The sequence below is a fragment of the Pseudoalteromonas sp. R3 genome (genome assembly GCF_004014715.1).
Taxonomy (GTDB): domain Bacteria; phylum Pseudomonadota; class Gammaproteobacteria; order Enterobacterales; family Alteromonadaceae; genus Pseudoalteromonas.
In genome coordinates this window covers 713159-728279 of the sequence record NZ_CP034835.1, presented here as the reverse complement: position 1 = coordinate 728279, position 15121 = coordinate 713159, and the positions used below count along the sequence as shown (strand labels likewise).

Here is a 15121-nt window from a genome sequence, read left to right as displayed (position 1 = left end):
AGAGTAGTTCAGAGCAATGTTGATGACTCCATTTTGTCAAATATAGCCAGGAGGGCCAAAGCTATTACTGAATAGAAAGCAAACAAAGCCCCTTTTTCGTAAGCCACGTAAGGGTATAAATAAGCTCCAATTAACCGACTCAATAAAAACGATTTCACTACAAACATACTTAATTATAAGGTTAACTATAAAAATGTTTTCAACAATAAAATACCTTTTCTTTGGTGCTGCGGCTATCCCCACTATCGCGGGGGCAACAACAGCATCATTAACTGAAACCTCATCAGCTCCGCTCAACTCTGCTGCCAATATTGCCATGTTTCAACCTGAGTATCAGGTAGAAGGAGACATGGTTTTTGACAGTGTAATGCAACAGCAAACATTCTCATCGACCCGCTATACAAATACGCCTGGCTTAGATAATGCTGTTGGCTGGCCAAAGGAAATCGTCCCATTTCAGCTAATAGGTGTTACCCGGGGCAGCCAGCACGAAAAAGACATTTTAAAAGCAATAGAAACCCTAGAGCGAGCTTCTCGTGTCAACTTCATTCAGAAAACATCAAGCCATACTGACTACCTAAATATTTATGGCTATGCATTAAACGAAGAAAGTGAGAAAGCCAAAATCTGCTCTGCAAACATAGGGTTTGGCAATGGAGGCAGACGCCAAGCATGGATCCCAAGCTACTGTGGTATTGATGTGGCCATCCATGAACTACTACATATACTAGGGTATCGGCATGAGCATCAGCGTACAGATCGTGATTATCATCAGCGAGGGACAGAGCGCTTCTCTTTGACCGTGAACGAAGAATTCGTTCCCTGTGCGCTGCGAAGCGCATTTGAGACTTCATCGCTGGTTTCACGTACGCAACCATACGACTATCAATCCATTATGCACTATCACAATAGCGATAGAACAGGCTGCACCTCTGACGCTTCAGGTAAGGTATTTCGTTATAAAAACCTGGATACAGGTGAAACGATTGAGCAACTGGGCGGAACTCGTTTATCGCAAGGGGACTTAAAGTCATTACGCCATGGCTATGGCCGCCATCGCTCACAAACACCAACCTTGAATGGCCCAAAACACAAAGAACTCTCACACCTCAGTTTTCCACTTATCTGGAAACAGGTACATAATTATCCTGATTTCTTTCGGATTAATGAAACATCAGAAGAGTTTACCGATATCAATGGAAACGGTCGTTTAGATTTAGGAGAACGAAAATACTACCACGTAGATGCATCCGAGTACTGGCAAGATTGGTTTGCTCTGGATTTTGGTAGCGATGCACCGGCAAGAAAGAATGGCTACCGCTATCATTTCACCGTAGAAGCCTGCTGGAATGGGAGCATGTGCTCTAACGAATCCGCAGAGCAAACATTCTCAGTATTGCAATACACCCGTATACCAGAGCCTTACATTGATGATGGCATCCCTGGAGACTCAAAATTCACCGTTCGCTGGAAAAAAGAAGCACAAGTGCAATATGTCGAAGTGTATCGTGATAATAGCTATCTGGGAAAATTTACAGGTGAGTCATTCACAGAAAGTCTGTCTTCCGGTGTCTACACCTACGATATAAAGGCATGTAACGCACGCGGATGTAGCGATGAGGAAACCATTGTACACAGACACACAGTGTCCGGAGAAAGTAAACCATCTGAGGCGCCTGTGATCCTCAGCCCTGCCTGGGCAGAGTTTAATGATGAAACTGAGTTTGAGTTTAGGCTAGTAAATCGGGCAACTGCATACAAATACCAGGTATCTGGGCATGGGGTATCTTATTCAGGCACTGTTAGTTACTCATATGGCAATTATGCGGGCAGAGTAGCGCAGTTTTACACTAGGTGGGTCGAAAGTGGGGATTATCAGGTTTCAATTACCCGTGTAACAGCAACGGATGCGGACCGACGGCAACCAAAACAGTACATGTAAATCTGGACTTTTAATACCCTTTTGCTCTTTACTCACAGCGGCTTTGTTCAGACGCTGTGAGTTCTGATCAAGTCAGACTTCACACCATAAAATATCAAAACTGAGGCATAAAAAAACCCAGCTAATAAGCTGGGTTATAAAAAGTGGGTCCAGTGGGCGGACTCTTAACTGACATCAGCGCCACGCCCGGCGTGCGGCTCAAGTCCGACTCCACTTTACTTCAAGATGATTACTTGAATTTCAGACATAAAAAAACCCAGCTAAAAAGCTGGGTTATAAAAAGTGGTACCAGTGGGCGGACTTGAACCGCCACGCCCGAAGGCAACGGATTTTGAATCCGTCATGTCTACCAATTCCATCACACTGGCATAATTTTTCTTTTATCTTCTAACTGAGAGAAAATAAAGAAAAACCACTTTGAGCTTAGGCTTTTTTTTATATGCCCTCGTCTCTATGCCCAGCATTATACAAATTGGAGGGAGGGTAGCAAGCGTTTTTTACAAAACGTCGTTCAAGTGCTTGGTAAATGAACAACTGCTGAAAACTAGTCGGGTTTTTTAGTGTTAGATTAAAAATCAGGTAGAATAAGCCATATTTCGACTTTAATGAGTGAACTACATGGCTTCGTTTCCCCGTGCGGGCTTAACCCGTCGTCTTGCATCTCTGATCTACGATGGTCTGGTCGTGATTGCATTTGCAATGCTATCAATGGTGGTTTTTTTATTGGTGATTGAAGGCTTTATCTCGGCAGGCTGGCTCTCACAAGGCAGCCATGAAGACGTTTCAGCACTGATCCAGGCTTCTCCTCTGTTGTCATTTTTCCGTGGTTTTGTGTTGATTGCCGTCTCAGTACTGTTTTTTGCTTACTTTTGGACTAAGAGCGGCCAGACCATAGGCATGCGCGCCTGGCGACTGAAAGTGCAAACCCCAGATGGCGAGTTGCTCAGCTGGCCAAGAGCCAGTGCAAGGGCATTGTGTGCACTGCTGGGACTGGGAAATCTGCTGGTTCTGGTCGATTTTAAACATAAACGTGCACTACAAGACATGATCTGTGGCACCGAAGTCGTGGTGTTAAGTAAAGAAGAAAATAAACGTATTTACGATAGCCTGGACTAGCCTGCTTCGCTCAAAATAGCGACAAAAAAGCCTGACTCAGTCAGGCTTTTTTGTGTTCATACCAATTTGCTAACCGCGCTGTCGGTTTAACAAGTAAAATGCCGTTGCGGTAAACAACACGCTGGGCATCACCGCCCCCACCACAGGAGGGATCTCGTAAACCATCACGATTGGACCAAAAATCTCATTGCTCAAATGGAAGATGAGTCCGGTGATCACCCCCATGATAATACGTGCGCCCATGCTCACCGAGCGTAGTGGTCCAAAAATAAAGGACAGTGCAACCAGCAGCATCACAGCAATAGTCAGCGGCTGCATAACTTTGCGCCACAGCGCCAGTTCATAGTTACTGGTATCCTGCTCATTTTGCTCCAGATACTGTAAATACGACCACAGACCAGAAAACGATAATGCATCTGGCTCGACCGAAGCCACATCCAGTCGGTCCAGTGTCAGCTGAGATGCATAAACGAGCGTTTGTGCGTACTCTGTACGGATCTGCTCTTGCTCGATGAGCACTTCTTCAACGGCTCGTAACTGCCAGCCCTCGTCCGTTGCTGTACCCGACTTAGCCCGAGTGATTTTCAGCAGGTTCAGGTCATCATCGAAATGATAAATATTGATATTTTGCAGGTTGCCGGACTTCTCGATATTAGCAATATTGATAAAATTACTGCCATCTTTGGCCCATACGCCCTGCTGCGCTTCAAATACCTCACCGCCATTAATCGCCTGATTACGCAATTGCTTAGCGGTTTGCTCAGCCTGTGGTGCGCCCCACTCGCCCAGCGCCATCATACACAGCGCCAGCACTATGGCCGACTTCATCACTGAGCCGATGATCTGCAACCGCGACATACCCGCCGCCTGCATTACCACCAGTTCACTACTTGAGGCCAACGCGCCCAACCCGGTCAGGCCACCAATCAAGGCTGCCATCGGGAAAAACACCACAATATCACTGGGCATGCTGTACAAAGTGAACAACAAGGCGTCCATCACTTCGTAGGTACCACGACCAACTGAACGCAATTGCTCAATAAATTTGATTAAGGTATTGATGCCCACAAACACCAGCAGCGCAAAGCCTGTGGTTTGCAAAATGCTGCGTCCAAGATACCAGTCCAGCGTTTTCATCATTGTTGTGGCTCCCGTTTTAACAGCATGGAGCGCACCCAAACGCCAAAAGGCCGGCCTTTAGCAATCAAGTAAGCACCTATAAACAACACACATAAGTGGATCCACCACAGTCCTACCGAGGTCGGTACTTTGCCTTCAGCCACCAGGTATTTACCCGCATTGAGCATAATAAAATAGCCAAGATAAATACAAATAGCTGGCACCAGTTTGGCAAACTTGCCCTGTCTGGGGTTCACCACACTGAGCGGTACCGCCAATAAGGTCAGCAAAATAATCGAGATGGGTACAGATAATCTCAGCTGAAACTGAGCGATGGCCTCTGGCGTCCCCATTTGCAACAAACTGGACGAGGGTAAGTCTTCGAGTTTACGGCGCCGCTGTTCTATTTCCTGTTCGCGGATCTGCACCTGATAGCTGCTAAATTCGGTTTTGTTCAGGGCCTGACTAAAGCCGTCGGTTTCGAACCGCTTACCATCACTAAGCACCAATTGCTGTTCACCGGTGCCTTCTTCCACTACCCGGCCACTTTGAGCAAATACAATCCGCGCCGCCTGATTTGATTCACGATCCGGCAGCTGGGCTACAAACACACGATTCAGCTCTTTGCCCTGATCACTGGTGTTGTGTACAAACACCACGGCTTTCTCGTTACCCGTTTGCTGAAACCGTCCGGCCCGGATCTGGCTGAGCCCTGATTCAGCATTGGCTTGCTCACGTAACTGATTTTCTTTTTCACCTGCCCAGGGTGCGACATATAAACTCAACGCGGCCGCCATCAGCGCAATGACAACGCTCGATATCAGAGTCACCCGCACGACATACCACTCACTAACGCCGCAGGCTTTAAGCACTGTCATTTCACTGTCGGCATACACCCGGCTGTAGGCGAGGATAATACCCAAAAATAAGCTCAATGGCAGGATATACACCGCCAGCTTAGGTAAGTTTAAAGCGAGGAAAGACATCACAAGTTTTCCCGGTATGCTGCCACCTGAGGCCTCAGCCAGGATCCGGACAAACTTCTGCGAGATGAAGATGGTCATAAGGGTCATAAAAACGGCGACCTGAGATTTTAATATCTCAGCAGTCAGATATCGAAAAATAAGCAATGTCCGCCCCTATAAAACGTCTCATTTCACTGGAATAGTAGGAAATTTTGAGTAAACTGGTTATTTTAATCACTTTATTATATGCCATCGGATCCAAATATCCTACTAAAGCAACAGGCTAAAGCGCCAAATGCACGCGTCAATTAGCCGTTTTTTAGTTCAGCCTTCAGAAATGGAGTCGCTGAGGCATAAAAAGTTCAAAAAAGACAGCACATTGACTCAGGAGTCGCAATGGAATTCAGCGTAAAAAGTGGTAGCCCAGAAAAACAACGCAGTGCGTGTATTGTTGTCGGCGTATACGAACCACGCCGCCTTTCACCCGTCGGGGAGCAGCTGGATAAAATCAGCGAAGGGTATATTTCTAACCTGCTGCGCCGTGGAGACCTAGAAGGTAAACCCGGCCAGGTGCTTTTACTTCACCATGTACCAAACGTATTGAGTGAACGTGTGCTACTTGTTGGCTGTGGTAAAGAGCGTGAGCTGGACGACAAACAATACAAACAGATCATCGCCAAGACCATCAGCACCTTAAACGACACAGGTTCAATGGAAGCCGTCTGCTTCCTGACTGAACAACACGTTAAAGGGCGTGATACATACTGGAAAGTTCGCCAGGCAGTCGAAACCACTCAGGATAGCCTTTACACCTTTAACCAGCTGAAAAGTAAAAAGAGCGAAGCGCGCCGCCCGCTACGTAAAATCGTCTTTAACGTACCAACACGTCGCGAACTGCCTATTGGCGAAAGCGCCATAGAGCATGGCCTTGCCATCGCAGCCGGTGCTACTTTATGTAAAGACGTGGCAAACATGCCACCAAACATCTGCAACCCTCGCTATTTAGGTGAGCAGGCACAGGCATTAGCCGATGAGTTCGACAACGTCACGGTTAACCTGGTTGGCGAGAAAGAAATGGAAGAGCTGGGTATGCACTCATATCTGGCTGTTGGTCGCGGTAGTGACAATGAATCTGTCATGTCGGTGATCCACTACAATGGCGCTCCGCAAAAGCAAGCGCCTATCGTCTTTGTTGGCAAAGGTCTGACATTTGATTCCGGTGGTATTTCCCTCAAGCCAGGCGAAGGCATGGATGAAATGAAATACGATATGGGTGGTGCCGCGGGCGTACTGGGTCTGATGCGTGCCGTGGTGCAAATGCAACTGCCACTCAACGTCATCGGCGTACTGGCTGGCTGTGAAAACATGCCAAGCAGCAACGCTTATCGTCCGGGTGACATCCTGACCACTATGTCTGGTCAGACGGTTGAAGTACTCAATACCGATGCCGAGGGCCGACTGGTACTGTGTGATGCACTGACCTATGTAGAAGCGTTTGAACCAGAAGTCGTGGTTGATGTGGCGACCCTGACCGGTGCCTGCATTATTGCATTGGGCCACCATGCAACGGGTTTGTTGTCGAACCACAACCCATTGGCGCATGACTTGTTAAAAGCCTCAGAGCAAAGTGGCGACCGCGCATGGCAGCTGCCTTTGTGGGATGATTATCAGGATCAACTGAAAAGTCCGTTTGCCGACTTCACGAACCTGGGTGGACGCCCGGCGGGTACTATCACCGCAGCCTGCTTCCTGTCTAAGTTCACTAAGAAGTACAACTGGGCACACCTGGATATCGCAGGTACAGCCTGGCGTAGTGGTGCTAACAAAGGCGCAACCGGCCGTCCGGTGCCTATGCTAATGCAATACCTGCTTAACCGCGTGGACGTCACTGAGCAACCTCAGGACTAATTGATGGTGTGACATCCCATGTCACCCCTCCACGTTGATTGATGATAGCCGCATTCTGTGTCAGAATGCGGCTTTATTTTGAACGCCGTGTCATATGCAGACTTACCCACTATGACAGGGCGTTTCGCTAGCTAGAAAACCACATGTCATGACCATCAACGCACGCTTTTTTGTATTAAAGCAAGACAATGAGCCGGGCAAACCAGTACCGGCTCATTTTGATCTCGCCGCACGCAGCGCCGCTAAGCTGTATCGCGCCGGACAACGTGTCTTTATTTACGTAGACAGCGTTGAAGATGCCCATGCGGTTGACGAGCACTTGTGGTGTTTTGAGGCCGACAGTTTTGTGCCTCATAATCTGCAAGGCGAAGGCCCCAAAGGGGGCGCACCGGTCGAGATCGGCCAAATGCCACCCGTTGGCAGACGCACTATTTTAATTAATCTGGCACAGCAGCTGCCGGATTTTGTGCGCCGATTCGACAAGATCTATGATTTTGTGCCGGTTGAAAGCAATGCCAAACACGCGGCACGCCAGCGGTTCATGCAACTGCGTCAGCTCGGCGCTGAAATTTCAACCAAAGAAATTGACAACTAAAGTATTTTTAAGGTTCTGTGTAATGGATAAAACCTATAATCCGCAAGATATCGAACAGTCTTTGTACCAAGGCTGGGAAGAGAATGGCTACTTTAAGCCATCAGGTCAGGGCGATGCCTATTCGATCATGATCCCGCCACCGAATGTCACGGGTAGCCTGCACATGGGCCACGCTTTCCAGGACACCATCATGGACACCCTGATCCGCTACCAGCGCATGCAGGGCAAAAATACTTTATGGCAGGTGGGAACGGACCATGCTGGTATCGCAACTCAAATGGTGGTTGAGCGTAAACTGGCAGCCGAAGAAGGCAAAACCCGTCATGATTTGGGCCGCGATGAATTCATCGACCGCATCTGGCAGTGGAAAAACGAGTCAGGTGGCACCATCACAAAACAGCTACGTCGCCTTGGCGCGTCAGTAGACTGGGATCGTGAGCGCTTTACCATGGACGACGGCCTGTCAGAAGCGGTGAAAGAAGTGTTTGTTCGTCTGTATAAAGATGACCTGATCTACCGCGGTAAGCGCCTGGTGAACTGGGATCCGAAACTGCACACTGCGATTTCTGATCTGGAAGTAGAAAACAAAGACAAGCAGGGCCACATGTGGAACCTGCGTTATCCGCTGGCCGATGGTGTTAAAACCAAAGACGGCAAAGACTATATAGTTGTTGCAACAACGCGTCCGGAAACCATGCTCGGTGACACGGGTGTGGCAGTCAACCCGGATGATGAGCGTTATCAGGACCTGATCGGCAAAGAGATCTTACTGCCAATCGTCAACCGTCGTATCCCAATCGTTGCCGACGAACACGCAGACATGGAAAAAGGCACTGGTTGTGTGAAGATCACACCAGCGCACGACTTCAACGATAACGAAGTTGGTAAGCGTCATCAGCTGCCTATGATCAACGTCTTTAACAAAGATGCGGCAATCTTAAGCGAAGGCGAAACCTTCACTTTTGATGGCAAGCCACTGGAGCTGGATGCACCATTGCCTGAGCGCTTCCATGGCCTGGACCGTTTCGAAGCCCGTAAACTGATCGTTGACGAGTTTGAGCAAGCCGGCCTGCTGGAAAAAATCGATGACCACAGCCTGACCGTGCCTTACGGCGACCGCTCTGGTGTAGTCATCGAACCGCTGCTGACTGACCAATGGTATGTGCGCGTTGCACCACTGGCTGAGCCGGCAATCAAAGCAGTAGAAGACGGTGACATTCAGTTTGTGCCTAAACAGTACGAAAACATGTACTTCTCCTGGATGCGTGATATTCAGGACTGGTGTATTTCTCGTCAGCTGTGGTGGGGACACCGTATTCCGGCCTGGTACGACAACGAAGGTAATGTGTACGTTGGCCGCGACGAAGCCGAAGTGCGCCGCGACAACAACCTGGCGGATGACGTGGCTCTGAGCCAGGACGATGACGTACTGGACACTTGGTTCTCTTCTGCCCTGTGGACTTTCTCCACGCAAGGCTGGCCAGAGAACACCGACGACCTGAAAATGTTCCACCCGTCAGACACGCTGGTAACCGGTTTCGACATCATTTTCTTCTGGGTTGCCCGTATGATCATGATGACACTGCATTTTGTGAAAGATGACCAAGGCAAACCTCAGGTACCATTCAAAACCGTTTACGTGACCGGTCTGATCCGCGACGAAAATGGCGACAAGATGTCAAAATCCAAAGGTAACGTGCTGGATCCACTGGACATGATCGATGGTATCGATCTGGAAAGCCTGGTTCAGAAGCGTACCGGCAACATGATGCAGCCACAGCTGGCCGCAAAGATTGAAAAGAACACCCGCAAGACCTTTGCTGACGGTATTGAAGCACACGGCACAGACGCGCTGCGCTTTACTCTGGCAGCGATGGCCTCAACCGGTCGTGATATCAACTGGGACATGAACCGCCTGGAAGGTTACCGTAACTTCTGTAACAAGCTGTGGAACGCCAGCCGTTACGTGCTGATGAACACCGAAGAGCAGGATTGTGGCTTCAACGGTGGCGAGATGCAGGTGTCTCTTGCTGATCGCTGGATTTTGGGCCAGTTCCAGAACACAGTAAAAACCTTCAGTGAGCACCTGGACAACTACCGCTTTGACCTGGCGGCAAACACCATTTATGAGTTCACCTGGAACCAATTCTGTGACTGGTATCTGGAGCTGACAAAGCCAATTCTGTTCAAGGGTAACGAAGCACAACAACGCGGTACACGTCATACCCTGATCACTGTGCTCGAAGGCCTGCTGCGAGTAATGCACCCACTGATGCCTTACATCACAGAAACCATCTGGCAGCGTGTTGCACCACTGGCCGGTATCGAAGCCAATACCATTATGTTACAGAGCTTCCCACAGTTTGATGCATCGCAGGTAGACACGCAGGCGATGGAAGATCTGGAGTGGGTTAAGCAATTCATTCTGGCTATTCGTAACATCCGTGGTGAAATGGACATTAGCCCAAGCAAACCTCTGGGTGTGTTACTGGCCAATGTATCTGAGCAGGACCAGCGTCGTCTTGACGACAACCAGGCATTTTTGAGCTCACTGGCTAAACTGGAAGACATCAAGGTACTAGCAAGCAAAGACGATGCGCCGGCATCGGCAACAGCCTTTATCGGCGACCTGGAGATCATGATCCCAATGGCGGGTCTGATTGACGTCGAAGCTGAAATGGCCCGTATCGCCAAGCAGCTGGAAAAAGCAGAGAAAGGTCTGGCACAGGTCGAGAAAAAGCTGGCGAACGAAAAGTTCGTCAACAACGCACCTGCTGCGGTACTCGACAAAGAAAAAGCCAAACTGGCCGAGTACAGCGATGCAAAAGCTAAGCTGCTTGAGCAAAAAGCGAAAATCGAGAGCCTGTAATGGTTTAGCCTGAGTCGGTTACCTGGCTCTGGGTTAAATATGAAAAAAGAAGCCGCTTAGCGGCTTCTTTTTTAACTCTTTGTAATGACCATAATATTATCACTCTTTCTCAGGCACTCAGAACCGTGCCAGAACTTGATATAAGCTGTTCATATCTATAGGCTTGCCAACGTGTGCCACAAAGCCTTGTGCCAGGTAGCCTTTCACATCCTCCGTCATCACATTCGCCGTCAGTGCAATGACCGGAATACCTGGGTTACGAGCGTGTATCTGTCGCTGAGCTTCATTGCCATCCATTTCAGGCATATGAATATCCATTAGTATTAAATCAAACTCGGTGCATATTGCCGCCTCAACCGCCAGCTTGCCATTTTCAACAATCGTGAGTGTTGCCTGTGTACCTTTTAAAAATGCCTTAATGAGCATTTGATTAATCTTGTTGTCCTCTGCAACTAGAATGTGGCGACCTTTCATATCTGGTGGCGACAGTGACTCGCTTTGTTGCGCGTTTGATTTGAGAGCAGTTTGTGCCAATGGCAATACAACTTTGATTTGGGTCCCCTTTCCCGCCTGGCTGGTTAGCTCCAACGCACCATTCATTAACTTCACGAGGCTCAAAGTAATGGACATACCTAAACCTGTACCACCATATTTTCGTGTCGTTGAACTGTCAGCCTGAGAGAAACGTTCAAAAATTCGCTGCTGAGCTTCCGGGCTCATCCCGATACCTGAATCAATTACATCTATACACAACGCCTGCTGCCGATTGTGCTCTATACAGCTGACAATGACTTTAACACAGCCCTGATCCGTAAATTTCACAGCATTCGAAACAAGATTCAGCAATACTTGCTTGACCCTGACCAGATCGCCCAGCCAGCCGTCTGCAAAAGACTCATCAATGGTCACTAGAAGATCAATACCTTTTCGGCTCACCAAACTATCCAGGTCATATTTCACTGAATCCAGCACATCAAGCAAAGAAAAAGGCACCTGCTCCAGTGTTAACTGGTTCGATTCGATCTTAGAGTAATCCAAAATATCATTAATAATGGTCAACAAGCTCTGAGCCGAAAAAGCGGCGTTATCCAAAATAACTTTTAAATCAGGTTCCAGTTTGGCTTGGTGCAGAAGCTGCAGCCCACCCAGTATGGCGTTCATCGGCGTGCGGATCTCATGGCTCATATTGGCAAGAAAATCACTTTTAGCCTTAACAGCATTCTCCGCTGCTTGTTTGGCTTTTGCCATAGTTTTCATGGCGTTCACTTTTTCAGTGATATCGTAATTAACGCCTATAACTTTGACAGCCTGATTTTGCTCATTTCGGATCACCTCAGCTGTCGCTTTCATTGTTCTAATCTGCCCATCTGGGTGGACCACTCTAAACTCAGTATCATAGTAACCAGTGCCTGCGATGGCCGACTCAAGCAAAGTTTTAGCTGACGTAATATCATCAGGGTGAACACTATTCTCCCAGGCTTCATAAGCGCCTGAGAATGCCTCTTCTGATATACCGTACAACTTATACATCCAGTCATCCCATACCAAAGCATTGCTCAGCAAGTCCCACTCCCAAACACCTATCCCGGCCGAGTCATTCGCCAACTGCATTCTGAATGCACTGACGTCCGCTTTCTCTTTGGCTGCACGTAACTGCTCTTCAACTTCTTTTTGCTTTGAGATGTCCTGAACAATAGACCAGATAAAGTCATGACCGCTCGCATCAGTGATCAGAACACCCGATAACAACACAGGATAGGTATGTCCGAGTTTATGGATATATTCCTTTTGATATGGCCCATAACTCCCCGAGTCAGCCATATCAGCGAGTTGTTTCGCCTCCTGTTCGGCATATTTTTTGGGAGTCAGTTGCCAGTAATCCATCTGATTCAATTCATCAACACTGTAGCCCGTAAAGCGACTGAATTCTGCATTGATATAATCGAACCGCCCATCTTCGAGATAGTTGATGGCAATACCAACCGGCGCGAGGTTTACAAACTCTGCAAACTTCTGCCTTTCTTGTTCCAGCAGCACCTTCACCTTGTCGCTGCTATCTTGAAGCGCATGCTCTCGCGCTTTTATGTCAGAAATATCAGAGACAAATGCCAGCAAAAAAGCGTTACCGCCTTGTTCAATCAAGTGACCGCGCACTCTGACAGGAAAATATGTCCCTGTTTTATGCTGATGCTGGGTTTCAAAATCAATATGCTTGTTTTTCTGAAGCTGTTGCCAAAACGCAGGCCATCGCTGCTGGGAAAAACAAGGGTCCCAGTGCCACAACCTCATCCCTATCAGCTCTTCTCTGCTATAGCCCAACTTTTTACATGCCGCCTTATTCACATAGAGAATTCTAGAGTCAGACGTCACCCAAAACACTTCATCAGCGGCATATTCCATAGACACTTTAAGAAAGCTGAGCAGCTCGGCCTCATTCATCGACGCAGGAAACGCTGTTAAGTCTGCTTCACTATATGTCGCTCCATCAACGCCATTTATATCCGATAAGTTGGTCATACTGAAATCAAGAAAGAATTTATGTTAAAAATGTAGGCGAAATTGAGCGAATTAGAAAGTTTGCATTTTTGAGCATGAGTTAGAACACACACCTAGCCGTTCAGGTAAAAGTCTTTCATAAATCAGCCAAATAGCCGCATTTTTAGAACTTACTTCCTTGTAACGCCCAAAACCATTAACTGCACATTAAACATGGCAACCTTGCATTTTCAAATGTGACAATATAGGGTACATGAAAACAGGGACAAATCATCAACAAGAAGAATCCAAACTCATGATCAAAACGAAACTCACTATACTGGCTGCATGTATCGCGGCCTCGCACAGTGTGGCCGTCTCGGCTGCCGACTATCCACTGATGCCGGGCGATCCGCTGGTATCTCACCAGTGGCATTTACAAAATACCGGACAGGCTGCGTTTTCAGAGCGCGGCGGTAAGGCAGGCGAAGATATGAACCTGTCTCTGACCCATGCGCTGGGTATTCTGGGCACCGGCGTTACTACTGCCGTTATTGACGGAGCCGTGGAGCTGACTCATCCGGACTTGCGCGATAATGTGCGCCCGGGGTCATGGAACTTTACCACTGATACACCCGATCTGGTGCCCAGCGGCCCCACAGATCGCCATGGTACAGCCGTTGCCGGTATTATCGCGGCAAGTGCATTTAATGGCGTTGGCGGCAGAGGTATTGCCCCGCGTGCTGGACTTGTGGGCTTTAACCTGATCTCATCAGGTAATTACAACACCGCCAACTGGCTACAGTCTCACGGCATGTACTCAGATGGGTATAGCAAACACTCTTTTGATTTTCCGAGAGTTTTTAACCAAAGTTATGGCCGTACACTGTCCTCTCCCGTCAGCTTTGACTATGACAAAGAACCCTGGCTTAAAACCTATGAAGATGCACAGGAAGAAATTACGCGTACGACACATGGCGGCCGCGGTGCACTCTTCGTCAAATCGGCAGGAAACGGCTATGCCAGACAAACCTTTAAGGACCCCAATTTAGGTTCCGGCTACTTACGTTTCGACAATGACAACCATGGTTTACCGCTGCAAAATGTCAACCTGGAGCGAATGGATACCTCGTTCTGGAACCTGGTTGTATCGGCTTATAATGCCGATGGTCAGCTCTCTTCCTATTCAACCGTAGGCTCTGCCGTGTTCGTGTCTGCCACAGGCGGACAGTATGGTGTTTATTCTCCGGCGATGATCACCACCGATCTGAGTGGGTGTGACGCGGGCTATAACCCGGCATATGGCCGCAACAATCTGCATGGCGGTCATCCACTGGATCCGACCTGTGATTATGGCGCACGTTTTAACGGTACTTCTTCTGCCGCACCCAGTGCAGCCGGTGCCATCGCCCTGATCATGTCGGCCAATCCGGCGCTAACATGGCAAGATGTACGCCATATCCTGGCCACGACGGCACGCAAAATTGATGCTGATAACCCGGGTGTCTCGCTGGCTTTTGATAATGCACAAGGTACTACCGTCAGTTATCAGGCTATTGATGCCTGGCAGACCAATGCTGCTGGCTATACCTTCCATAATTATTACGGCTTTGGTGCCGTGGATGTAGACGCGGCGGTCAATATGGCGCGATTCTACAACCAGACTCTGGGGCACTTTACTCAGACCGAGCGCTTTGTGATTAGCGCTAACGCTGAGATCCCAGACGGTGATGTGAACGGTGTACAAAGCACTTACCAGTCCACAGAAGCGATGACAGTTGACGCTGTTCAGGTGCGCGTCAATATCGACCACACCAGCACCCGAGATCTCGCGATTGAGTTGATCTCTCCTGCTGGTACTCGCAGCGTCATCATGACACCACGCACCGGTACAATTCTGGGTAAAAGTGGTATGGACAACACGCAAATGCTGACCCACCACTTCTATGGGGAACAGGCACAAGGTGACTGGACCTTACGCGTTATTGATACAGCAGCTGAGGATGAATACTATATTTTTGATCCCCGTGCTGCAGGCGCACCTAATGTTAATATGGTGCACAGAAACAACCTTGAAAATGGCCTGCTGAAATCGTGGGACATTCGTTTCATCGGTCGTAAATAAGGAGTAC

The 15121-nt window shown here is 48.4% G+C and carries 9 protein-coding genes and 1 tRNA gene; 6 read left to right on the top strand and 4 right to left on the bottom strand.

Annotated elements, in window-relative coordinates; genetic code table 11:
* Positions 1-193: 193 nt before the first annotated feature.
* A complete protein-coding gene (locus ELR70_RS08085; protein ID WP_128064535.1) occupies positions 194-1942 on the top strand; it encodes a M12 family metallopeptidase in 1749 nt (582 codons plus the stop codon).
* A 283-nt stretch (positions 1943-2225) separates the two neighbouring features.
* Here ELR70_RS08085 and ELR70_RS08080 read toward each other — a convergent pair.
* Positions 2226-2310: transfer RNA gene (locus tag ELR70_RS08080), tRNA-Leu, on the bottom strand.
* Positions 2311-2560: 250 nt separating this feature from the next.
* Here ELR70_RS08080 and ELR70_RS08075 point away from each other — a divergent pair.
* Positions 2561-3058, top strand: a complete 498-nt coding sequence (locus tag ELR70_RS08075; RefSeq protein ID WP_054014491.1) for an RDD family protein — start codon at positions 2561-2563, stop codon at positions 3056-3058.
* 69 nt (positions 3059-3127) lie between these two features.
* On the opposite strand, the gene lptG is transcribed toward ELR70_RS08075, so the two are convergent.
* Together lptG and lptF are read right to left on the bottom strand one after the other, a co-directional pair.
* Positions 3128-4198, bottom strand: coding sequence for an LPS export ABC transporter permease LptG (lptG, locus tag ELR70_RS08070; RefSeq protein ID WP_054014490.1), 1071 nt, complete (start codon positions 4196-4198; stop codon positions 3128-3130).
* Positions 4195-5307 carry an LPS export ABC transporter permease LptF gene (gene lptF / locus ELR70_RS08065; protein ID WP_054014489.1) on the bottom strand — a complete coding sequence of 371 codons (1113 nt, stop codon included), beginning with the start codon at positions 5305-5307 and terminating at the stop codon, positions 4195-4197. Before lptF ends, lptG begins: the two co-directional genes overlap by 4 nt.
* Positions 5308-5538: 231 nt before the next feature.
* Between lptF and pepA the strand changes: the two genes are divergently transcribed.
* From pepA to ELR70_RS08050, 3 genes are all read left to right on the top strand, one after another.
* Positions 5539-7050, top strand: coding sequence for a leucyl aminopeptidase (gene pepA, locus ELR70_RS08060; protein WP_054014488.1), 1512 nt, complete (start codon positions 5539-5541; stop codon positions 7048-7050).
* Positions 7051-7198: 148 nt separating this feature from the next.
* On the top strand, positions 7199-7645 hold the full coding sequence (locus tag ELR70_RS08055) for a DNA polymerase III subunit chi (RefSeq protein WP_046004999.1): 447 nt from the start codon (positions 7199-7201) through the stop codon (positions 7643-7645).
* A gap of 22 nt (positions 7646-7667) precedes the next feature.
* The gene (locus ELR70_RS08050) at positions 7668-10514 is read left to right on the top strand and encodes a valine--tRNA ligase (protein WP_054014487.1); all 2847 of its coding nucleotides are present in this window, start codon (positions 7668-7670) and stop codon (positions 10512-10514) included.
* A 117-nt stretch (positions 10515-10631) separates the two neighbouring features.
* Here the strand turns inward: ELR70_RS08050 and ELR70_RS08045 are convergent, their stop codons facing one another.
* Positions 10632-13031, bottom strand: coding sequence for a PAS domain-containing hybrid sensor histidine kinase/response regulator (locus ELR70_RS08045; protein WP_082353135.1), 2400 nt, complete (start codon positions 13029-13031; stop codon positions 10632-10634).
* 274 nt (positions 13032-13305) lie between these two features.
* Between ELR70_RS08045 and ELR70_RS08040 the strand changes: the two genes are divergently transcribed.
* On the top strand, positions 13306-15114 hold the full coding sequence (locus ELR70_RS08040) for a S8 family peptidase (RefSeq protein WP_054014648.1): 1809 nt from the start codon (positions 13306-13308) through the stop codon (positions 15112-15114).
* The last annotated feature ends 7 nt before the right edge of the window (positions 15115-15121 follow it).